The organism is Acinetobacter sp. M5A5_2a (genome assembly GCF_053345265.1).
This window is the reverse complement of sequence record NZ_JBKEZV010000008.1, coordinates 271,874-292,626: the sequence shown is the minus strand read 5'-3', so window position 1 is coordinate 292,626 and position 20,753 is coordinate 271,874. Positions and strand designations below refer to the sequence as shown.

General features: G+C 38.9%; 17 protein-coding genes. 10 read left to right on the top strand and 7 right to left on the bottom strand.

Features of this window, described 5'->3' with window-relative positions:
- Positions 1 to 52 precede the first annotated feature (52 nt).
- Positions 53 to 526 carry an Lrp/AsnC family transcriptional regulator gene (locus tag ACLBWE_RS11915; RefSeq protein WP_004643202.1) on the top strand — a complete coding sequence of 158 codons (474 nt, stop codon included), beginning with the start codon at positions 53 to 55 and terminating at the stop codon, positions 524 to 526.
- Between the two features lie 49 nt (positions 527 to 575).
- Here the strand turns inward: ACLBWE_RS11915 and leuE are convergent, their stop codons facing one another.
- From leuE to aceR, 3 genes are all read right to left on the bottom strand, one after another.
- Positions 576 to 1,226, bottom strand: a complete 651-nt coding sequence (gene leuE / locus ACLBWE_RS11910) for a leucine efflux protein LeuE (RefSeq protein ID WP_447603059.1) — start codon at positions 1,224 to 1,226, stop codon at positions 576 to 578.
- 73 nt (positions 1,227 to 1,299) lie between these two features.
- Positions 1,300 to 2,289, bottom strand: coding sequence for a transaldolase (tal, locus tag ACLBWE_RS11905; protein WP_447603057.1), 990 nt, complete (start codon positions 2,287 to 2,289; stop codon positions 1,300 to 1,302).
- A gap of 130 nt (positions 2,290 to 2,419) precedes the next feature.
- Positions 2,420 to 3,313, bottom strand: a complete 894-nt coding sequence (aceR, locus tag ACLBWE_RS11900; RefSeq protein ID WP_424607581.1) for an HTH-type transcriptional regulator AceR — start codon at positions 3,311 to 3,313, stop codon at positions 2,420 to 2,422.
- A gap of 89 nt (positions 3,314 to 3,402) precedes the next feature.
- On the opposite strand from aceR, the gene ACLBWE_RS11895 reads away from it, so the two are divergent.
- Positions 3,403 to 3,861: an AceI family chlorhexidine efflux PACE transporter gene (locus tag ACLBWE_RS11895; RefSeq protein WP_447603054.1), complete on the top strand. Its 459-nt coding sequence runs from the start codon at positions 3,403 to 3,405 to the stop codon at positions 3,859 to 3,861.
- A gap of 42 nt (positions 3,862 to 3,903) precedes the next feature.
- Here ACLBWE_RS11895 and ACLBWE_RS11890 read toward each other — a convergent pair whose 3' ends face one another.
- Positions 3,904 to 5,472 (bottom strand): acetyl-CoA C-acetyltransferase, encoded by a 1,569-nt coding sequence (locus tag ACLBWE_RS11890; RefSeq protein WP_447603052.1) that lies wholly within the window; start codon positions 5,470 to 5,472, stop codon positions 3,904 to 3,906.
- Positions 5,473 to 5,706: 234 nt separating this feature from the next.
- Here ACLBWE_RS11890 and ACLBWE_RS11885 point away from each other — a divergent pair, with 234 nt between their 5' ends.
- The 3 genes from ACLBWE_RS11885 (at position 5,707) to ACLBWE_RS11875 (ending at position 9,361) form a co-directional block, all read left to right on the top strand.
- Complete coding sequence (locus tag ACLBWE_RS11885) at positions 5,707 to 7,098, top strand: 3-oxoacyl-ACP reductase (RefSeq protein WP_045430851.1); 1,392 nt, start codon at positions 5,707 to 5,709, stop codon at positions 7,096 to 7,098.
- A 77-nt stretch (positions 7,099 to 7,175) separates the two neighbouring features.
- The gene (locus ACLBWE_RS11880; RefSeq protein WP_447603049.1) at positions 7,176 to 8,030 is read left to right on the top strand and encodes a MaoC family dehydratase; all 855 of its coding nucleotides are present in this window, start codon (positions 7,176 to 7,178) and stop codon (positions 8,028 to 8,030) included.
- A 71-nt stretch (positions 8,031 to 8,101) separates the two neighbouring features.
- Complete coding sequence (locus ACLBWE_RS11875) at positions 8,102 to 9,361, top strand: serine hydrolase domain-containing protein (RefSeq protein WP_447603047.1); 1,260 nt, start codon at positions 8,102 to 8,104, stop codon at positions 9,359 to 9,361.
- 50 nt (positions 9,362 to 9,411) lie between these two features.
- On the opposite strand, the gene ACLBWE_RS11870 is transcribed toward ACLBWE_RS11875, so the two are convergent.
- Positions 9,412 to 9,990 carry a TetR family transcriptional regulator gene (locus ACLBWE_RS11870; protein WP_045430860.1) on the bottom strand — a complete coding sequence of 193 codons (579 nt, stop codon included), beginning with the start codon at positions 9,988 to 9,990 and terminating at the stop codon, positions 9,412 to 9,414.
- A gap of 125 nt (positions 9,991 to 10,115) precedes the next feature.
- Here ACLBWE_RS11870 and amvA point away from each other — a divergent pair, with 125 nt between their 5' ends.
- The 5 genes from amvA (at position 10,116) to ACLBWE_RS11845 (ending at position 19,102) form a co-directional block, all read left to right on the top strand.
- Positions 10,116 to 11,594 (top strand): multidrug efflux MFS transporter AmvA, encoded by a 1,479-nt coding sequence (gene amvA, locus ACLBWE_RS11865; RefSeq protein ID WP_447603045.1) that lies wholly within the window; start codon positions 10,116 to 10,118, stop codon positions 11,592 to 11,594.
- A 302-nt stretch (positions 11,595 to 11,896) separates the two neighbouring features.
- On the top strand, positions 11,897 to 13,678 hold the full coding sequence (cpaA, locus tag ACLBWE_RS11860) for a metalloendopeptidase CpaA (RefSeq protein WP_447603042.1): 1,782 nt from the start codon (positions 11,897 to 11,899) through the stop codon (positions 13,676 to 13,678).
- A gap of 22 nt (positions 13,679 to 13,700) precedes the next feature.
- Positions 13,701 to 14,336: a metalloprotease secretion chaperone CpaB gene (cpaB, locus tag ACLBWE_RS11855; RefSeq protein ID WP_447603040.1), complete on the top strand. Its 636-nt coding sequence runs from the start codon at positions 13,701 to 13,703 to the stop codon at positions 14,334 to 14,336.
- 122 nt (positions 14,337 to 14,458) lie between these two features.
- Complete coding sequence (locus tag ACLBWE_RS11850) at positions 14,459 to 16,558, top strand: DNA polymerase III subunit gamma/tau (RefSeq protein WP_447603038.1); 2,100 nt, start codon at positions 14,459 to 14,461, stop codon at positions 16,556 to 16,558.
- Positions 16,559 to 16,873: 315 nt separating this feature from the next.
- Entirely contained in the window at positions 16,874 to 19,102 is a 2,229-nt protein-coding gene (locus ACLBWE_RS11845; RefSeq protein WP_447603036.1) for a phosphocholine-specific phospholipase C, read from the top strand.
- A gap of 48 nt (positions 19,103 to 19,150) precedes the next feature.
- On the opposite strand, the gene ACLBWE_RS11840 is transcribed toward ACLBWE_RS11845, so the two are convergent.
- Positions 19,151 to 19,585 (bottom strand): acyl-CoA thioesterase, encoded by a 435-nt coding sequence (locus tag ACLBWE_RS11840; protein ID WP_447603034.1) that lies wholly within the window; start codon positions 19,583 to 19,585, stop codon positions 19,151 to 19,153.
- A complete protein-coding gene (locus ACLBWE_RS11835; protein WP_447603032.1) occupies positions 19,585 to 20,742 on the bottom strand; it encodes an iron-containing alcohol dehydrogenase in 1,158 nt (385 codons plus the stop codon). Before ACLBWE_RS11835 ends, ACLBWE_RS11840 begins: the two co-directional genes overlap by 1 nt.
- Positions 20,743 to 20,753 lie beyond the last annotated feature (11 nt).

Below are 20,753 nucleotides of genomic sequence, written 5' to 3'. Positions count from 1 at the left end.
AATAATGCTATTATTCCTTTCGGAAGTGACACTAAATTTGGGATATTATTTTATGGAAGAGCAGACTGAAAATTTGACAGTGCTTGAACTTAAAATTATGCGTGCTTTACAAGAAAATGGGCGTTTAAGTAATGCTGAACTGGCTAAGCTTGTAGGCATAAGTACTTCATCTTGTTGGAATCATACACAGCGTCTTTTTAAAATTGGGGCAATTTTAGATGTGCGTGCTCGGATCAATCCGAGTATGGTGCAGCGTGATACGGTGGTGCTAGTCGGTGTAGTTTTGGACCGTTCAACGCCTGATAGCTTTCAAGCATTTGAACAGGCGGCGGGTGATTTGGAGAATGTTCTAGAATGCTATCTGGTTGCTGGAGAAGTCGATTATTTTCTAAAAATTCGTGTTAAAGATTTAGCTGCTTTTAACCGATTTCATAGTGAAAAAATTATTGCTTTACCGGGGGTAAGACAAGTCAGAACATTTTTTGTGCTCAATGAAGTTAAAACAGATGGCATGCTGGCATTTTAGCAGTTCATTATGTTTTAACTTTATAATGCAAAAACTAGGATAAAGATGATTAGATTGTTGAGGTTGCCAGTTTTAAACCGAATCCGAAAAATAGAATCCCTACTAAAAAAATACTACTGGCTGCAATTTTATGGTTCTGTTTAAAAAATGCTGAAAGTTTAATTCCAGAGAAGATTAATGCAGTTAAATAACTAAAGCTAATCACCTGTAAAATAATCGCTAAAATTAAAAAGCTTAGTGCTGGGTAGGCATAATCGGGTTCAACAAATTGAACAAAGAAAGATAAGAAAAATAAAATCGCTTTCGGGTTGAGTAAACTAATACTTAATGCTGTTTTATAAGGATGAATTTTATCTAAAGCTGGTAAATCAGCCATTTCAGGTTGTGGTTCATTACGTTGTTTCCAGCGTTGAATACTACCTTGTAAGAGCTTAAAGCCTAAATAAGACAGATAAAGTGCACCTGTTAATTTAAGAATAACAAATACCCATGGGAATGCTTTTAATAAAGAGGCTGCACCTAAGACGGTACAAAGCATTAAAATGAGATCACCGGTAAAAATACCTAATGCACCCATATATCCAGTTTTAATGCCATAACGTGAAGCAATTGACATCACATAAAGAGAATTGGGCCCCGGCAATAACACAATTAGGAATGTACCAATAATATATGTTGTTAAATCTGTTATGCCGAACACGAGAAACCCAATAAAAAACCGATTTTTGCCATGATAACAAAAATCGGTGATTTTGTATGAAAAGTGCAGTTTTTTAAGGTTTAATTTCCGCATCAATTCCAAAAGACTGACGTAACAAAAAACTTAATTGGTCACGAGCTTTAATAAAGCCATCAATACCACCTTGTAAAAGTTGGAATGCCATTAAGTCATGATTAAGTTCGTCTTTAAAACTTTGTTCATCTTGAGCTGGTCTAACAATAGCATCTGCTTGCTTTGATTTAGTTGCATCAAGAGCTGCATCAACTGTACGTGTATCTTGCTCAAGCTGGGTAAGTAGCCCTGGAGAGATCGTTAGCAAATCACAACCAGCAAGTCCAAGAACCTGATCGATACTACGGAAGCTCGCACCCATCACTTGAGTCGGGATATTTTGCTGTTTGTAATAGGTATAGATTTTTTTAACTGAAACGACACCTGGGTCTTTTTCGATTGGGTAAGAATCTACACCTTCAGCTTTTTTGTACCAGTCCAAGATACGGCCTACAAATGGTGAAATTAAAGTTACTTTTGCATCTGCGCATGCTTGAGCTTGATGTAATCCGAAAAGCAGAGTGAGGTTACAAGCAATTCCTTCAGCTTCGAGTACTTTTGCAGCTTGAATACCTTCCCAAGTCGACGCAATTTTAATAAGAATACGTGACTGATCAATACCGTAACCTTTGTAAAGTTCACATAATTCATGCGCTTTTTGAATGGTCGCTTCGGTGTTATATGAAAGGGCAGCATCAACTTCAGTCGAAACGCGACCTTCAATCAGTTTTAAAATTTCTACACCGAATTTTACGGTTAAAATATCAATAGTTCTTTCGATTAACTCATCGTTGCTATAGCCTTCTTCTTTGGCTTGATAATAAGCATCTTCAATGAGTTCTTTACTTTCTGGTTGTTCTGCTGCTGCCGTAATCAATGAAGGATTAGTCGTCGCGTCTAATGGACGAAATTTACGAATTGCATCAAGGTCGCTACTGTCGGCAACAACGGTCGTTAGTGTTTTTAATTGGTCAAGTGCTGTATGAGTCATTGATATTCAACATCTTCAGTAATAAATCTTATATTTTCTTTATAGCACAAAGTCTATCCATACTGTCGATATATCAATTGTTATGTTTCAAAGAAAAACGTTTAGGTTCTGCATCTAAATTGAAATAATTTTAAGGGATCTGCTGCGTTCGTTGCTTACGGATATGTTCAATAAGGAATCTGGCAGCGGCACCAAGCTCACTTTCACGACTCCATACCAAATCTACGTAATATTCAAATCTTGGAGTGAAATCTAATAAATTCAATATTTTAAGCTTGTTTTTTAGTTCGGGATTTTCTTTAAACATTTCTTGAGGAAGAACACCCCAGCCTAGATCACGTAAAATCATTAAGCAAGCAGAGTGGTGGTTATCTGTACGCCAGTAATGTTTCGAAAAAAGTAATTCGGGTTTTAATGTCTCATCTCGACTTGCCACAACAATTTGTCGTGTTGTGAGGATCTGTTCATAAGAAACCTGATTTTGGCTTGCGAGTGGATGACTATTTGAAATAACTGGAATTAAAGCCTCAGGCTTGAGTTCTACAAACTGTTCTCTGTTATCTAGATGTTCACGTTCAAACATGAGTGCAAGTTGGGCAGAACCATCTAACAACATTTGTAACGCATCTTCTTGAGGGGCAGAAACAATATTAATTTGTAGGTCAGGGAAACGACCCTCTAAAAGGCAAATATAATCGGTCCAGTTGGTGTGTAGTAATTCGGAAACAATCACAATGGTTAAGTTAGCTTCTAATCCTGTGCTTAACGCATGGGCATGTTGTTTCCATTGATTCATTTCAATCAAAAGCTGAGAAGTCTTTTCATATAACACCCGTGCTTCGTCAGTAGGGACGGGCTCACGACCTTTACGATCAAATAAGGTTAAGTCCAAATCAATTTCTAAGTTGGCAATAGACATGCTTACAGCCGAAGGAACTTTTCCAAGTTTACGTGCTGCTGCTGAAAACGAACCAGTTTCTATAACGGCCTGAAACATGAGTAATTGTTCTTGATTAATATTCATCTGTCAAAAAAACTGAAAGAACCTGATTGGATTAATCAATATTATAAAAATAAAATGCACATTATCCAAGTATTATTGAGTATTTAAAAATGTTGATTTCCAAGAGAAGGATCATTCATGCAATCAGTTATGAAGGAATTTTATTGGTCATCATTGCGATTGCATTAAGTTTTATTTTTGATATGCCTATGGACGTAACCGGAACACTCGGTGTGTTTATGGCAGTGGTTTCAGTTTTCTGGAATATGATTTTTAACCACTACTTTGAAAAAGTAGAGCATAAATATAATTGGGAAAGAACAATCCCTGTAAGGATTTTGCATGCGGTTGGTTTTGAAGGCGGTTTGCTGATTGCAACAGTGCCAATGATTGCTTATATGCTACAGATGAGTGTCATTGATGCGCTTATTTTAGATATTGGTTTAACCTTATGTATTTTGGTCTATACCTTTATTTTCCAATGGTGTTATGACCATATCGAAGATAAGTTTTCCCTGAAGCAAAAGCTGCATCACTGCACTAAATTTATAAATCCTAAAATGAAATAAGCACCCAAATGGGTGCTTATTTTTTGTAGTTAGATGTAGAAATTATTTCTCTACAATTGCAACTACACCTTCACCGCCAGCAGTACAGATAGAGATTAATGCGCGGCCTGAACCTTTTTGATTAATCAATTTAGCAGCAGTTGCCAAGATACGGCCACCAGTTGCAGCAAATGGATGGCCTGCACCTAAAGATGAGCCATTTACGTTAAGTTTAGAGCGGTCAATTGAACCTAAAGGTGCATCTAAGCCAAGACGTTCTTTACAGAATTTTTCGTCTTCCCATGCTTTAAGGGTAGACAATACTTGAGATGCGAACGCTTCATGAATTTCGTAGAAATCAAAATCTTGAAGTTTAAGATTAGCGCGCTTAAGCATACGAGGTACTGCATAAGCAGGAGCCATCAATAAGCCTTCTTTAGGACCATTTTTACCAATGAAGTCAACAGCAGCGGTTTCTGAGAAAGAAAGGTAAGCTAAAACTTCATGACCGTTTTCTTTTGCCCATTCTTCAGAAGCAAGTAACACAACAGATGCACCATCAGTCAACGGAGTTGAGTTACCCGCTGTCATTGTTGCAGTTTCGCCTTTACCGAAAACAGGCTTTAATTTAGCAAGTTTTTCAACTGTACTGTCTGCACGTAAGTTGTTGTCACGGTTTAGACCTAAGAATGGAGTGATTAAGTCATCAAAGAAACCGCGCTCATAAGCAGCAGCAAGTTTTTGATGGCTGCTTGCAGCGAGTTCGTCTTGAGCTTCGCGAGTAATACCCCATTCCAATGCAGTAATTGCTTGGTGTTCACCCATTGAAAGGCCAGTACGTGGTTCACCATTGCTTGGCGCATCAAGAAGCTTTTTAAAATCAATTTTTGTTAATGCTTTAAGACGGTCTTTACCAGTTTTAGCAACATTGAGCTCAAGCAAAACTTTACGTAAGCCATCACCAACAGCGATTGGGGCATCAGAAGTGGTGTCTACACCGCCTGCAATACCTACATCAATTTGACCAAGTGCAATTTTGTTAGCAACAACAAAAGCAGCTTGTAAGCCTGTACCACAAGCAATCTGAATGTCGTAAGCTGGAGTTTCAGGAGCAAGATCAGTGCTCAATACAACTTCACGAGTCATATTAAAGTCACGGCTGTGTTTTAAAACAGCACCAGCAACGACTTCACCAATACGCTTACCTTGTAAGTTAAAGCGCTCAACCAAACCATTCAATGCTGCTGTCAGCATGTCAGAATTCGATGCTTTAAAATAAGCAGTATTTGAACGTGCAAATGGAATGCGGTTGCCACCAATAATTGCAACGCGGCGAACAGTGTTTTGGCTCATGGTTTTATCCTGTTGAACAGAAGTTTTGGTTTTTGTTGCTTTTGGTGCTGCAGCTACATTAGAAGATGTAGAAGGGGATGCAGAAGCAGCGCTCTTATTACGAGGGCTTCGTGCAGGTGCAGTCGTTGAACGAGTACGTGTCGTTTTTGGTGTATTAGTTGCTGCTTTAGGAGTAGTGCTGTTACGCTTAGCCGTGTTAGAAGCCGACTTTGATGTATTTGACACTTTTTCCTGAGCAGAATTCTCGACTGCTGGATTTTCTTGAGTTGTTTTGCTCATAAGGCTTTTCCAAGCATATTAACGATATTCTTATACGCTACCTTAACACAATTCAAATAGACCTGTATTGACTAGAATGACATTGTAGATAGCATTCAGGTCAAGACATCAAAAGATCAACTCAAGTATGATTTGGGATGACTCTAATGAACGACTGCTTTCATATTGTTTCTCTGCATTTCCTAACATAATGAAGCCTGTCGTAGAAAATCATTTTTTTGAGAGATAATAATCATGACTGATCAATACCAAGCATTTACACAATCTCCAATTGGTAAATTCGTTGTTAAAAATTTGGGTTTACCATCGCCTGTAGCATTAGAGCGTTTTGAAAATGCCCAGCCGGTAGTGAATGGCGCAGTATTGGTTGGCGCGGCGCCGTCAAGTGTATTGTCTGGTGCGATTGCACAAGTACTTAGCAATATTCATGCAGATAGTTATGTAGGCAATAATGTTGCATTACAACAAGACGCTGCAAAAGTTGGTTTAAATTTACGTCCATTCAATGCTGGCGATAAAGAATCAAAATTTAAAGCAGTTGTATTTGATGCTTCTGGTATTCAAAACTCAGAACAGTTAAATGAGCTTTATAAATTCTTTAACCCGATTGCACGTCAAGTTGCGACTTCTGGTCGAGTTATTGTGATTGGTACAACACCTGAAACTGCAAAAACTGTAAAACAGGCAATTGCTCAGCGTGCTCTTGAAGGTTTTATCAAGTCTGTAGGTAAAGAATTTAAAAAAGGTATTACCGCTCAAGTTGTATATGTAGATGAAGGTGCTGCTGCAAACCTTGAATCAACTTTACGCTTCTTACTTTCTCCGCGTTCAGCTTATGTATCTGGTCAAGTTGTTCGTGTTTCTAAAGCAGATGTCGTTGATGTTGATTGGGCAAAACCACTTGCTGGTAAAACTGCTTTAGTAACCGGTGCAAGCCGTGGTATTGGTGAGGCAATTGCACATGTATTGGCACGTGATGGTGCTCATGTCATTTGCCTAGATGTACCTCAGCAGCAAGCTGATCTTGACCGTGTAGCTGCTGATATTGGCGGTTCTACATTGGCAATTGATATTACAGCTGCTGATGCGGGCGAAAAAATTAAAACTGCTGCTGCAAAACAAGGTGGTTTAGATATTATCGTTCATAACGCAGGTATTACTCGTGACAAGACTTTGGCTAATATGAAGCCTGAGCTTTGGGACTTGGTAATTAACATTAACTTGTCTGCTGCTGAACGTGTAAATGACTACTTGTTAGAAAACGATGGTCTAAATGCAAATGGCCGTATTGTTTGCGTATCATCAATTAGTGGTATTGCAGGTAACCTTGGTCAAACGAACTATGCTGCATCTAAAGCAGGTGTGATTGGTTTAGTTAAATTTACTGCACCTATTCTAAAAAATGGTATTACCATTAACGCAGTAGCACCTGGTTTTATTGAGACACAAATGACTGCTGCGATTCCATTTGCAATTCGTGAAGCTGGCCGTCGTATGAACTCGATGCAACAAGGTGGTTTACCTGTTGATGTAGCAGAAACGATTGCATGGTTTGCATCAACTGCATCTACAGGCGTAAATGGCAACGTGGTACGTGTGTGTGGTCAAAGCTTGTTAGGCGCTTAAGCACTCTTAGCTAAAAATAGGGGGTGCTTGGGCATCCCTTTTTTATTCAAGAATCTATAAATTATAAAAGGTTAGGTATGAATACTCGTCATTTTAGCCAGCTACCAAAAGCGGCATTGGCTTATCCAAAAGTTGTGCAAGGTTTAATCTTTAAAAAGCCTAAAGGGCCAAAAATCTTGCCGCAAGTTGAATATGTGGTTGATAGTCTTGAGATTGATCAAAGTCATCTCAAAGCTTACAACGAAGTATGTGGCTTTAAAAATAATGGCTTTGTACCCGCAATTTATTTGGCTGTGCTTTCTCAAAGTTTGCAAATGCACATGATGACGGCAGAAGCTTTTCCATTTCCGATTTTAGGTTTAGTCCATATTCGTAACCAGATTAAACAAACCAGACCGATTGGTGTAACTGAAAAATTAACCCTGTCATGTAAATTTGGGGAATTAAAACCGCATGATAAAGGTGTTCAGTTTGACTTTATTACCACGGCAAAAGTTGGCAATGAAGTGGTTATGGAAGGTCTAACGACTTATTTATCTCGTCAAAAAGTTGAGAAAAGAGTCGGCGAGAAAGCTAAAGAAGAGCAGGTCCCAGCTTATGTGCCAAAGGCAGAGTGGGATATTTTAGAAAACACAGGTCGCCGTTATGCGAAAGTGTCAGGTGATTTCAACTTAATTCATATCCATGCCCTTACTGCGAAAGCATTTGGCTTTAAGCAAGCAATTGCACATGGCATGTGGAGCAAAGCTAAAGCACTAGCGAACCTTGAATTACCAAATGCTTATGAAGCAGATGTGTGGTTTAAACTGCCAATGTACCTACCTTCAAAAGTTGAGTTTTTAACTGCCAATGCAGACAAAAAGACTGATTTCTTGATTCGTAATACGAAATCACAAAAACCGCATGTTGCAGGAACTGTAAAAGCATTATAAAAATATCAGCAGCCTGAACAGGTGTTTGGGCTGTTTTTGAGCAAAATAACAAAAAATGCAAGGAACTTCATGTGATTAAAGAGATTTTACTGGCCGATACCCAAAACTATCACGGTATTTTAGATGAACGTTTTATTGATTTAGCTCACCAGTTTAGCCGTCTTCAAGACGCTAGAACGGGACAAGGTGGAGCTGCCTTAGCGGTTTACTTTAGAGGTCAGAAAGTTGTAGATATCTACACAGGTCTAAAATCACAAACTGAAGCTTGGCAACCAAATACCTTGGCAGTTTGCTACTCTACAGGTAAAGGTATACTTGCGACTTTAGCTCACATTTTGGTAAGTGAGGGTTTTTTAGAATACGACAAACCAATTTCGACTTATTGGCCTGAGTTTGCTCAAAATGGTAAAGAGCAAATGACATTGCGTCATGTGCTGAGCCATCAAAGCGGCATGTTTGATATTCGAAATACCATCGAAAGTGCGAGAGAAATGCTCGACTGGTCACACATGTTAGATGTGGTTGCGGCGGCTAAGCCAAGATTCGTTGCAGGAGAGGGTAATGCTTATCAAGCTTTAACATTTGGTTGGCTTGTGGGGGGCGTGCTTGAAAAAGCAACTGGTCAATCTTTATATCAGCTCATGCAAAAATATCTGGTTGAACCGTTGCAGTTAGATGGCGCTTATTTTGGAGCGCCTGCCAGTGAATTAGATCGTGTAGCACGTCTAATTATTCAACCGAAACCAGAAAAACCAGCATCTCCTCAAGTTGAAAAAGTAAAAAAGCCGCAGCCGCGCAAAAGTTCACTCTCTGAAAAAATGATTACGTGGACTGGACAAGACCCGCAAGATTTTCAGGATGCTATGATTCCAAAAGGAATGAAGCATTTTAGTTTCTTTAGTGATGAAGGATTACAAGCCGTTATTCCGGCAGCAAATGGGACATTTACTGCAAGTAGCCTTGCCAAAATTTATGCGATGCTAGCAAATCACGGTGAATGGGATGGACAGCAACTGATTCGTCCAGAAATATTTAAAGAATTGAGTACCATCCAAAGTTATGCACGTGATCGTGTTATGCCAATTCCAATGAATTGGCGTTTAGGTTATCACCGTATTATTACCATGGGTAAGCGTGCTAAAAATGGTTTTGGGCATATTGGCTATAATGGTTCAGGTGCATGGTGTGATCCTGAACGTGATCTTAGCTTTGCTTATACTCATAACTTTCAGATTGGTTCAATAACGGGTGACTATCGTTTGTGGGGGCTTACTCAAGAAGCTTTACGTTGCACCGACCAAATTTTAAAAGGCCGAAAAGGCTGGTTCTAAATTCTGTACTTTCAAAAATGCTGGTATTTGAATAAATGCCAGCTCTACGCTTATAACAATTCTAAGCGAATAATCGCTTCTGTATGACGTTTAAAATCTTCTTCAGCCAGTCCTTGTAATCCAAGTTTATAAATACCTTCTAGACCGCATACAAAAGCAATCAAACGCCAAGCAATGTCTGTTGAGTTAGATAGAGTTTTAAACTCACCGTCTTTTTTGCCACTTTCAATCGCTTGAACAATCGTTTGATGCCAGCTTTGCATGGCCAAGTTATAAGCTTTTTGTATTTCTATATCTTGTTCAATCAAGAGTTCAGCTTCATTCCATAATCGTAAGTAGGGTTGAAGTCTGTCTATGTTTTCCGCACCTAATAAGATAAAGAGCCTTTGAAATTGGCTAGTTGTTTGTAGAGCTTGTTCAATTTCATCCAGCTGTTCCATAAGCTTTAAAAAAGCTTCAGCTTTTAAATGAGATGCCGACGAAAAGTGATGATGAACTTGGCCAGTCGAGGTTTGGGCTTCACTTGCGATTCTACGTACCGTCATGGCTGTAAAACCTTCAGCCAAAGCAACTTGCATGGCAGCTTGCAGAATCATTTCTCTGCGTTGATCACGATTAAGATAGGCCATGTTTCTTTCACCTGACTGAATTCGAGACAAACTACATTAAAATTTAAAGTTGGACAAGTGTCCAATTGTGTATATAATAACCATGATTTGAACACATGTCCAAGTTTTGGATATCGAAGAGCGTTATGCAAAAGAAATGGTTAATTCTGACAATCATCGTCCTTATTTATTTGCCGGTTACAATTGATGCAACAGTGATGCATGTTGCAACACCATCTTTAAGTGCAGCATTGAATTTAACTGCCAATCAGCTTTTATGGATCATTGATATTTATTCACTGATTATGGCGGGTTTGATTTTGCCGATGGGTGCACTCGGTGATCGTATTGGCTTTAAAAAATTATTATTTATTGGAACTGCAATTTTTGGAGTCGGTTCACTGGCAGCTGCTTTTTCACCAACAGCCTATGCCTTAATTGCTTCCCGTGCTCTTTTAGGGCTAGGGGCAGCCATGCTTATTCCTGCAACTTTATCGGGAATTCGAAATGCTTTTACCGAAGAAAAGCAAAGGAATTTTGCACTTGGCCTTTGGTCTACAGTAGGGGGCGGTGGTGCCGCTTTTGGTCCATTAGTTGGCGGTTTTTTACTAGAGCATTTCCATTGGGGAGCAGTATTCCTCATTAACATCCCAATTATTTTGGTTGTTCTGGTCATGATTGTCATGATCATTCCTAAGCAGGAAGAGAAAACCGACCAGCCAATTAATTTAGGCCAAGCTTTAGTGTTGGTTGTGGCGATTTTAAGTCTGATCTATTCGATCAAATCGGCCATGTACAACTTCTCAGTACTCACAGTCGTGATGTTTGTGGTTGGGGTAAGTGCTTTAATTCACTTCATTCGAAGTCAAAAAAGAAGTACCACTCCAATGATTGATTTGGAGTTATTTAAGCATCCAGTCATTTCTACCAGCATTGTCATGGCTGTCGTTTCCATGATTGCTTTGGTTGGATTTGAATTACTCTTGTCTCAAGAATTGCAGTTTGTGCATGGTTTTTCTCCATTACAAGCAGCCATGTTTATTATTCCATTTATGATTGCAATTAGTTTAGGTGGTCCATTAGCAGGAATCTGTTTAAATAAATGGGGACTTAGACTTGTATCTACTGTTGGGATTTTAATAAGTGGCTTTAGTCTATGGGGACTTGCCCAGCTTAACTTTTCGACCGATCACTTTTTAGCATGGACGTGTATGGTCTTTTTAGGTTTTAGCATTGAGATTGCTTTACTGGCTTCAACAGCAGCCATTATGTCTTCTGTACCACCAAACAAAGCGAGTGCAGCAGGTGCGATTGAAGGGATGGCCTATGAGTTGGGTGCTGGTTTAGGTGTCGCTATTTTTGGCCTGATGTTGTCTTGGTTTTATAGTCGCTCAATTATTTTGCCAGAGGAACTCCCGACGAACTTAATTGAAAAAGCGAGTATTTCGATTGGTGAAACCATGCAATTAGCATCTAACCTTGAAAGTCCTTTGGGAGGACAATTAATTGCAGTTGCGCAGCAAGCTTTTAGCTATGCACATAGTTGGGTACTTACAATCTCAGCCATTTGTTTCTTTCTTTTAACTGCATTTGTCTGGTTTAGTTTTCCAAAGAAAGTGAGTTAATGATCTAAACAAGCTTAACAGTTATGGAAAAAGAGAGAAAAATTTCTCTCTTTTTCTTGTTATAAATATAATTTTTAAATACACATAAATTGATAAAGTTTTCTTCATCTCAGAATATTATTAGTTATTTAGTTCTCATAAAAAAATTATTATTTAATAAGTTTCATATTTTTATTTCAAAATGATTCGGTGATCATATTATTGAAATTTAATAAAAAATTAATTGATCAAAAATTGACTGTAAAAAAATGGTTTGTTAATCTGCTACTCGAAAAATCTAAAAACAAATAAAAGAGGCTGCTGTGAATTTAAAATTTAAAACATCACTTATTATCGGAGCAATTGTTGCATCTTCACTTGTATATGCCGCAACTGTACTTTCACCCAATCAGAATAATAATAGTGGATCAATTCCATCTGGTTATTCAGATTTAGAATTTTCTTTAGCAAATGGGAATTGGGTCAAAAATCTCTCTTTACCAGCAAGTGCTAATAATTTAGACAAAATTACAATTCGCTCTAGTGCGGCTTATAGTAGTTATTTAGATACTTCTAATACGAATATTCCGTTAGAAGTGTTGAAGATAAATAGCGGGGATGTTTACCAATTCGTCTTTAATGCCGCTCAAAATAAATGGATTGCTCAGTTAGCGACAGTGAGTCCTACGAATGGTGCTAACTATGAGGTTGTACCGTTAACAACTGCATCCATACAAAAAGTACTTATTCAAAATGATAAATGGGCACAAACCATTGCATTACCGAGTGACGTACGCGATGGAACGACTGTACAAATTGTTTCCACAGCAAGTGCTGATTCCAATATAGATAAAGCAAATTTGCTATTTCCAAGCAGTTTTTTATTGAAAAATGGGTCTGAATATTGGTTTAAATATTATTCTGCTTTAGGAAAATGGGTACCAGAGTATATTAAACCGCAGAAGTTAAATGTTCAGCAAATTGGAACATCTCTAGCAGCTGTAAATAGTCCACTTACGGAAGTTTCATTTGGAGATGGGAACTGGGTATCCAATTTTACTCTTCCTGCGACTGCAAATGATCGCGATAGAATTGTTATTAAATCTACGGCGACTTGGTCTGCAAAAATTAATAATACCAACATTAATAGCCAAGCGACTTTAACGCTAAAAACAGGCGATCAATATGAGTTTATGTATGTCAGTGATAAAGGATATTGGCAGCTTATCTCTTCACCAACGAAGGTGATTGATTCATCGGCAACAATTCCTGCAATTTTACCGAATATGACTCAACCCGCTTTAAAGGTAAAACTTTCTACCTCAAATTGGCAGCCAACCTTGCAATTACCTGCTAAAGCTCAAGTCGGGGATAAGGTGGTTATTGCGTCAAATGCATCGGCCGACACCTATATTAATGCTGCCAATGGTTTGTCTACAGCAATTAAAAATGGTGAAAATCGCCGTTTTATTTACACGGCTCAAGGCTGGTCAGTAGATAGCTATACAATTGATATGTTATTGGTTTCTAGTCCAGAAGTAAATTCAATTTTAGGAGAGAGCGCTGCAAAATTGAGAATGATTGAAGGTGTAAATTTAACAAATTTAACTGCTGAAAATTCAAATGCACGTTTTTACTTAAGAGATGTGGGCTATTTGACTTATAAAATCCCTGCTGCAACTTTAAAAGAAGCGATTTCTTTTGGACGTGATGATACGACGGTACAAAATGAACGTAAACGTGTATTGGCTGATGGTGTCTATTATCAAGGTAATGAACCAGGCGATGGCGGTTGTGGCTGGGCATGGATTAATGCATCTTCATATAACATGATTGGTGCAAATGATATTGCGGGTTGTTCTTTTGCTGCGATGCGCCATGAGGTGGGACATAATCTTGGTCTATACCATAATGGTTCAACCAATATTGGTTCAGGCTTTGCCCATCCTTTAGGAAGTACTGCGATGGGAGGTAATAATATTAATTTTTACTCTAGCCCATACTTATATAACCCTAAATATGGTGTCCGTTTGGGCGTAGAAGGAAAAATTGATGCGGTGAGTGTTATTAACCTAAATGCACAGAAAATTTCTCTATATAACTAATCTCTATTTTTAGCTGTAAATAATGAAAAAAAATAAATTGTTAATAGGAACTGCTATCTCTTGTTTAGCGCTAGCAGTTCTCATCTGGCTTGCATTTTCACAGCAAAGTTCTTCTGCTTTAACATCATCTGCAGATAGCCTGAAAAGTGAAGTTAGCTTAAAGCGAGTTGAAAGTCAGAATGGTTTTTCTCGTCAAAATACAATGAATCTGAGTCCGTCAGAGAAAGAAAGATTATCTAAGCAACAAATTGTTTTTAATGAGATAGAAAAGGATCAGCTGCCTTCTAATCTTAATTTTCCATTGATTAAAAATGGACAAGGCATGGTGATTAAGTATGATCCAAACGTGATTGAACTCAAAAAAGTAGGTGATACGGTTAAGTTTCAAATGTTGGAATATGGAATTAACCGCACAGGAAAAATTGTAGAGATTGAACCTGTTGATCAAGATATTGTTCGGTGGACTGGGAAATTTGATCAGGGAGATCCAAATCAGAATTTCTTTACCATTACTCAAAGTCAAAAAGACCACTATACGATCATGCAAATTTTTACCGAGAAAGGAAATTATTCTGCTGAAATTAAAGATGGTGTTGGGCTGGTACAAACGATGGATGACGGAGTCACTGATCAGGAGTTACATCATGATCACCCTTAGTCAAATAAATGGTTCAGATGAGAAAAGAGTATAGTTCGCAGTTTATCTGTACGGATATGAGCTTTATGCGTTCACTCTCTTTTAAAAACAAAGTATGCTTATGCCTGTAACAAGGAGCATACATGTATCAAGTACTTGCTAGAAAATACCGTCCACGTAATTTCAATGAGTTAGTGGGGCAAAACCATGTTTCTCGTGCATTAAGCAGTGCATTGGAACGCGGTCGTCTACACCATGCTTATTTATTTACAGGAACGCGTGGTGTGGGGAAGACCACAATTGCACGTATTTTAGCCAAGTGTTTAAACTGTGAAACAGGTGTGACCTCTACACCATGTGAAGTCTGTGCAACTTGTAAAGCGGTAAACGAAGGCCGTTTTATTGATTTGATTGAAATTGATGCTGCTTCAAGAACAAAAGTAGAAGATACGCGTGAACTTTTAGACAACGTTCCTTATGCGCCAACGCAAGGTCGTTTTAAAGTTTACCTGATTGACGAAGTACATATGTTATCTACGCATTCCTTTAATGCGTTATTAAAAACATTAGAAGAACCACCGGAACACGTTAAGTTTTTATTTGCAACGACTGATCCACAAAAGCTGCCGATTACGGTCATTTCACGTTGTTTGCAATTTACATTGCGCCCTTTAGCTGTCGATGAAATTACAAAGCATCTTGGCACTATTCTTGAAAAAGAACAGATTGTTTCTGACCAAGATGCAATTTGGCAAATTGCCGAGTCTGCTCAAGGTTCATTACGTGATGCATTATCTTTAACCGATCAGGCAATTGCCTATGGTCAGGGTGCTGTACAGCATCAAGATGTTAAAGAAATGCTCGGTCTAATTGACCGCACGATCATTTATGATTTGATTTTAGCGATTCATCAGAACCAACGTGAAAAAGTGAGTCAGCTTTTATTGCAATTTAGACATCAAGCGCTTGATGTTTCACTTGTGCTTGATCAGTTGATTTCGACATTGCATGAGTTGGCAATTTTGCAATATCTGCCTGATTTGAGTTTGAAATATAGCGATGAAATCAATCGCAAAATCATGCAACTGTCCAAGCTGATTTCTGCTCAAGATTTACAGCTTTATTACCAAATTGCATGTAAAGGACGATCTGACCTACAACTTGCAGTGACACAAGAACAAGGTTTTGAAATGTGCGTTTTACGCTTATTAGCGTTCCGTCCTCTAATGCCAAATGAAATTGTAGTGTCAGAGCCTGTTCAACAAAATCAGCAAGTTGTAGTGAATCATCAAGTTCAGCAAACAGCTCAAGATATTGCTCCTGTAAGTGCTGTGCAGCCAGTTGAAGTTATTAGCCAACCCGCTATGGTTGAACCTGAACCTGAACCTGAACCTGAACCTGAACCTGAACCTGAACCTGAACCTGAACCTGAACCTGAACCTGAACCTGAACCTCAGTCTAATCAGGATTTAATGGTATTTGACCCAAATCATAATGAGCTGATTGGGCTTGAGTCAGTACCTGTTCAAGAAACAAGTAATGTTTTGGAGGAAGATTTTATTCCTGTACCAGAACAAAAGGCAGTACAAGTTCAGGCTGAAACCCAGACCCGAAGTATTGAACCTGAACCAGCTTTCACTGCTGAGCCTATAGGTTTATTTGAAGCGCCTAGCACTGATTTTTCACTTGCCCAAGATACGCCTGTTACTAATGATTTAGCCTTAGAACCTGTTGTCGAGCAACCGTTACTGGTGGAAACCCCAGAGGCGATTGAGAAGGTTGAAGTTGTAAAAGAAGTTAGTGCAACCGATAATGCGCAGCTTATGCCTCAAGACATTTTGAAGCTAACCACACAAACCTTAGAAGGCGAGTGGACACTAGCAAAATGGGAATATTGGTTTAGAACTAGTCAACTCTCTCCAGCCGTTCAAGAGCTTGCTCAGCATGGCGTGATGACAGGTCAAATTGGTGGCAATACAGTTTTCCATATTCCTCAAGAATATGAAAATATGTTGACTCAATTACAACAAGGTCTTATTAATGCATTAAATGAGCAATGGCCTGATACCCAATTTACAGTTGAATATGGTGCTGTAAATACGGCTACACCATATATCATTCAAAGTGCGCGTAAAGAAAAAGCCTTTCAAAGAGCAGCTGAGTTATTACAACAACAGCCAGTCATTAAAAGCCTCATAGAGACCTTTGATGGCGAATTACAAAATATTCAATTAAAGCCTTAACTTTTTAGTCCTGTGATGAGCTTGGAAATTATACAATTCCATGCTTTTTCACGGGATTGAAACATTCAGGTCACGTCACTGTCATTGTACTTTTCTATGTTAGCCATTTTAGATTTTAAATGGATTGTACATAGACATGAAAAGGCAATACGCAGGAATAACTTCTTTTAAATATTCATGTTTTTTATTGATCAGCGCACTTTTGCTGAGTGGCTGTAACGACTCATCAAATGATAATTCAAATGCACCAGACACAGGTAAAAAGCCTGTAATGCGCTGCGCTCCATAAACTTAAATAATAAAAAGAATCTGATCATGATTACACGTCGTAAATTTTTAAATTACTCTTTAAATATGGGCTTTGGTGCTGCGGCATTGGCGGCTTTCCCATCTAGTATTCAAAAAGCTTTGGCAATTCCTGCAAACAATAAAACAGGCACAATTCAAGACGTCGAACACGTTATTATTTTAATGCAGGAAAACCGATCTTTTGACCATTATTTTGGAACATTAAAAGGCGTTCGAGGTTTTGCTGATCGTTTTACGATTCCTTTACCAAGCGGGCGCCGTGTATGGGAACAACTCAGAAGTAACGGGCAAGTCTTAACGCCATTTCATTTAGATGGTACAGCCAATAATGCACAGCGAGCAGATGGCACGCCTCATACGTGGAATGACAGTCAGTTAGCATGGGACAATGGACGTATGGCGAATTGGCCAGCCCATAAAACCGATATATCAATGGGGTATTTTAAAGAAAAAGAAATTCCATATCAGTTTGCGCTTGCAAATGCCTTTACGATTTGTGATGCCTATCATTGCTCTATGCACACTGGAACAGATGCGAATCGGTCTTTTCACTTAACAGGCACGAATGGGGCAACACCAACCAAGCGATCATTTGTAAATAATGAATGGGACTGGATTGATGGTAACCCAGCTACGGCAGATCGTGGTTATACATGGAAGACCTATGCCGAGCGTTTGGAAGAAGCCGGTGTAAACTGGATTTGTTATCAAAATATGCCAGATGAATGGGGCGATAATATGCTTGGTGCATTCCGCTCATTTAGAAAGGCAAATATTGCATCTGGTTATCCAGTTGCAAGTGGTGGTGAACCGAACAAACCATATGCCGACACGGGACAAAAATTACCGTATAAAGCTTATGATGCTGCGACTGATAATGCCAAAAATCCATTATATAAGGGTATTGCAAATACTTTACCGGGCAATCAACCTGAAGAATATCTCGACGCTTTTAAACGAGACATTCGTGAAGGGAAATTGCCACAAGTCTCTTGGATTAATGCGCCATCAATTTATTGTGAACATCCAGACCCTTCAAGCCCAGTTCAAGGGGCGTGGTTTATTCAAGAAATTATTGATGCATTAACTGCTGTGCCAGAGGTTTGGAGTAAAACAGCACTGATTATCAATTTTGATGAAAATGATGGCTATTTTGACCACGTACCATCACCATCTGCGCCATCTCGACTTAAAAATGGTCAATACGCAGGGAAATCAACATTAAGCAGTGCCGATATACAGGATGAATATTTTGATCATGCTGCACCAGAGGGAAGCCATTCTCAGCCTACACCTGATGGGCGTGTTTATGGGCCAGGGCCTCGTGTTCCATTATATGTGATTTCTCCATGGAGCCGTGGTGGTTGGGTCAACTCGCAAGTTTTTGACCATACGTCCGTGCTTATGTTTTTAGAAAAACGATTTGGTGTAAAAGAGCCGAATATTAGTCCATACCGCCGTGCAGTGTGTGGTGATTTAACCAGCGCATTTAATTTTAAAACTCCAAATGCAGATGTTCTACCGCAGCTCAATGGAAAGCAAACACGTTTACAGGCAGATGAATTAAGAGAAAATCAAGAGGCTTTACCTGCTGTTCCAGTACCAACAGATAGCAAGTTACCGATTCAGCAAAGTGGTATACGTCTGTCACGAGCATTGCCTTATGAGTTGCATACCAGTGCGCGTTGTAAAGCAGATGGAAAGGTGCAATTGATTTTCTCTAATACAGGTCAGCAAGCGGCGGTTTTTCATGTGTATGACAAGCTCAATCTCGACCGTATTCCGAAGCGTTATATTGTAGAGCCGAATAAAACCTTAGATGATGAATGGGATGCTTTAAAAGATAACTTAGGTCGCTATGATTTATGGGTGTTAGGCCCAAATGGTTATCATCGTCATTTTAAAGGAGATACTCAACGTATTGTCGATAGTGGAATTAAACCTGAAATTCGAGTGTGTTATGACATTGCTAATGGTGATGTTTATATAGAGCTTATGAATGACGGGGCTAAGGATGCAATATTAACGGTAAAACCGTGTGCATATCGACAAGACGCACCGTTACAACTTACCGTAAAAGTGGGGCAAGTCATTAAGCAGCACTGGGCTTTGGCTGACGTAGGGCATTGGTACGATTTTGAAATCACATGCCAAAGTGATGTGTCTTATTACCGACGCTTTGCTGGTCGAGTTGAAACGGGTGAGGACTCTTTTAGTGATCCTGCGATGACCTAAATAATGAAGAGGCAAAAAGAACAGCTCATTTTCTTTTTGCCTCATTTTTTATAATAAAAATTTCTCTAAAACGTCACGAGTAGACTCAGAAATTGGAACAGTTTTACGCGTTTCACGATCAACAAAGACATGCACAAAATGTCCTTGAGCTGAAGCTTGCTCTTGGCCTTGTTTAAAGATGGCCAGTTCATAGCGCAGTGAAGTGGTACCGATTTTACCAATCGCAACACCTACTTGAATAATTTCGGGAAAAGATAATTCCTGAAAAAAACTACAAGCTGAATCGACCACTAAGCCAATTGATTGTGATTGATGAATATTAAAACCTGTTTTTTGAATGAGCAAAGCATTTGCTGCCGTATCAAAATAGCTATAGTAAGTCACATTATTCACATGACCATAGATATCGTTATCTGCCCAGCGCGTTTGAATGTCTAAAAAGAACTTAAATTGATCGCGGTTTTTTAAAACTGGTTTAGTCATTAATGAATCGCCTGATAAATTGCCAAAGCAGCAGCTTCTGTCATGTCACGAGGGTTATTTTGTAGCAAGCGAGTTTGTAGCATGGCATCTTGAGCAAGCTTAGGTAGACTAGACTCTTCAATATCCAAATCTCTAAGTTTTAAGACCAAACCACTACGATCTAAATGGTTTTGCATATGGTCAATAAACAGATCACACAAACCATCTGTGCTGCCATTGCTATATGGATCTAGCCATTGCATCAGTTCCGCATAGTATTTTTTTGCATTTGGTGCATTAAATTTTAATACTTCAACCAACACTAAGGCATTGGTGTGGCCATGCGATAAATGAAAATGCCCGCCAAGTGGGTAAGCTAAAGCATGCACAGCGGCAACGGGTGAATTTGCAAATGCTTGACCTGCAAGCATCGAGGCGAACAGCATGTTTTGCCTTGCTTCTAGGTCATTACCGTTTTTAAGAACTTTCGGTAAGTTATGGTTCAGTAACTTCAAAGCATTTTTGGCTAAAATATCAGTATAAATATTCTTTTTATGCTTAGAGGTATATGCCTCAATGGCATGCACCATCGCATCAATACCTGTTGCGGCAGTAATATGTGCTGGAAGATTTTGTGTAAACGTGGCATCTAAAATAGCAGTATCTGCATACAGTACCGAAGAAACAATCCCCATTTTTGTTGTCTCGCCCGTGGTCACAATTGAAATTGGAGTGACTTCCGAGCCTGTACCAGCTGTAGTTGGAATTAAGATAAGCGGAAGGCGAGCTGTGGTTACCTGATTTACGCCATACATATCTTGCAAACTTTGAGTTTGGTCGGGGTGTGCGAGCAAGGCAATTACTTTTGCAACATCTAAAGAACTACCACCACCAAAACCAATAATGGCATCTACATTTTGCTGTTTTGCATAATTAGCTGCATCTAATACCACTTGTTCTGGTGGGTCAGCCTGAACATCTGCATAAATGACATGTTCAATATTAAGCGTATCTAAAATTTGAAGAATGGGTAGATGTAATTGATTTTTGATCATGCCTGCATCGGTGACGAGTAATAACTTACGGTAAGCTTTTGATGACAAAACATTCTGTAATTCTTGTATAGAGCCTAAGCCTGAGATGATATTTGGAACGGTTTGAAATTGAAAATGGCTCATATACGTTATTT

Coding starts and splice junctions, on each gene's coding strand:
- ACLBWE_RS11915 (WP_004643202.1), top strand. CDS start 53: ATGGAAGAGCAGACTGAAAATTTGACAGTGCTTGAACTTAAAATTATG.
- tal (WP_447603057.1), bottom strand. CDS start 2,289: ATGACTCATACAGCACTTGACCAATTAAAAACACTAACGACCGTTGTT.
- aceR (WP_424607581.1), bottom strand. CDS start 3,313: ATGAATATTAATCAAGAACAATTACTCATGTTTCAGGCCGTTATAGAA.
- ACLBWE_RS11895 (WP_447603054.1), top strand. CDS start 3,403: ATGTTGATTTCCAAGAGAAGGATCATTCATGCAATCAGTTATGAAGGA.
- ACLBWE_RS11890 (WP_447603052.1), bottom strand. CDS start 5,472: ATGAGCAAAACAACTCAAGAAAATCCAGCAGTCGAGAATTCTGCTCAG.
- ACLBWE_RS11885 (WP_045430851.1), top strand. CDS start 5,707: ATGACTGATCAATACCAAGCATTTACACAATCTCCAATTGGTAAATTC.
- ACLBWE_RS11880 (WP_447603049.1), top strand. CDS start 7,176: ATGAATACTCGTCATTTTAGCCAGCTACCAAAAGCGGCATTGGCTTAT.
- ACLBWE_RS11870 (WP_045430860.1), bottom strand. CDS start 9,990: ATGGCCTATCTTAATCGTGATCAACGCAGAGAAATGATTCTGCAAGCT.
- amvA (WP_447603045.1), top strand. CDS start 10,116: ATGCAAAAGAAATGGTTAATTCTGACAATCATCGTCCTTATTTATTTG.
- cpaB (WP_447603040.1), top strand. CDS start 13,701: ATGAAAAAAAATAAATTGTTAATAGGAACTGCTATCTCTTGTTTAGCG.
- ACLBWE_RS11850 (WP_447603038.1), top strand. CDS start 14,459: ATGTATCAAGTACTTGCTAGAAAATACCGTCCACGTAATTTCAATGAG.
- ACLBWE_RS11845 (WP_447603036.1), top strand. CDS start 16,874: ATGATTACACGTCGTAAATTTTTAAATTACTCTTTAAATATGGGCTTT.
- ACLBWE_RS11840 (WP_447603034.1), bottom strand. CDS start 19,585: ATGACTAAACCAGTTTTAAAAAACCGCGATCAATTTAAGTTCTTTTTA.
- ACLBWE_RS11835 (WP_447603032.1), bottom strand. CDS start 20,742: ATGAGCCATTTTCAATTTCAAACCGTTCCAAATATCATCTCAGGCTTA.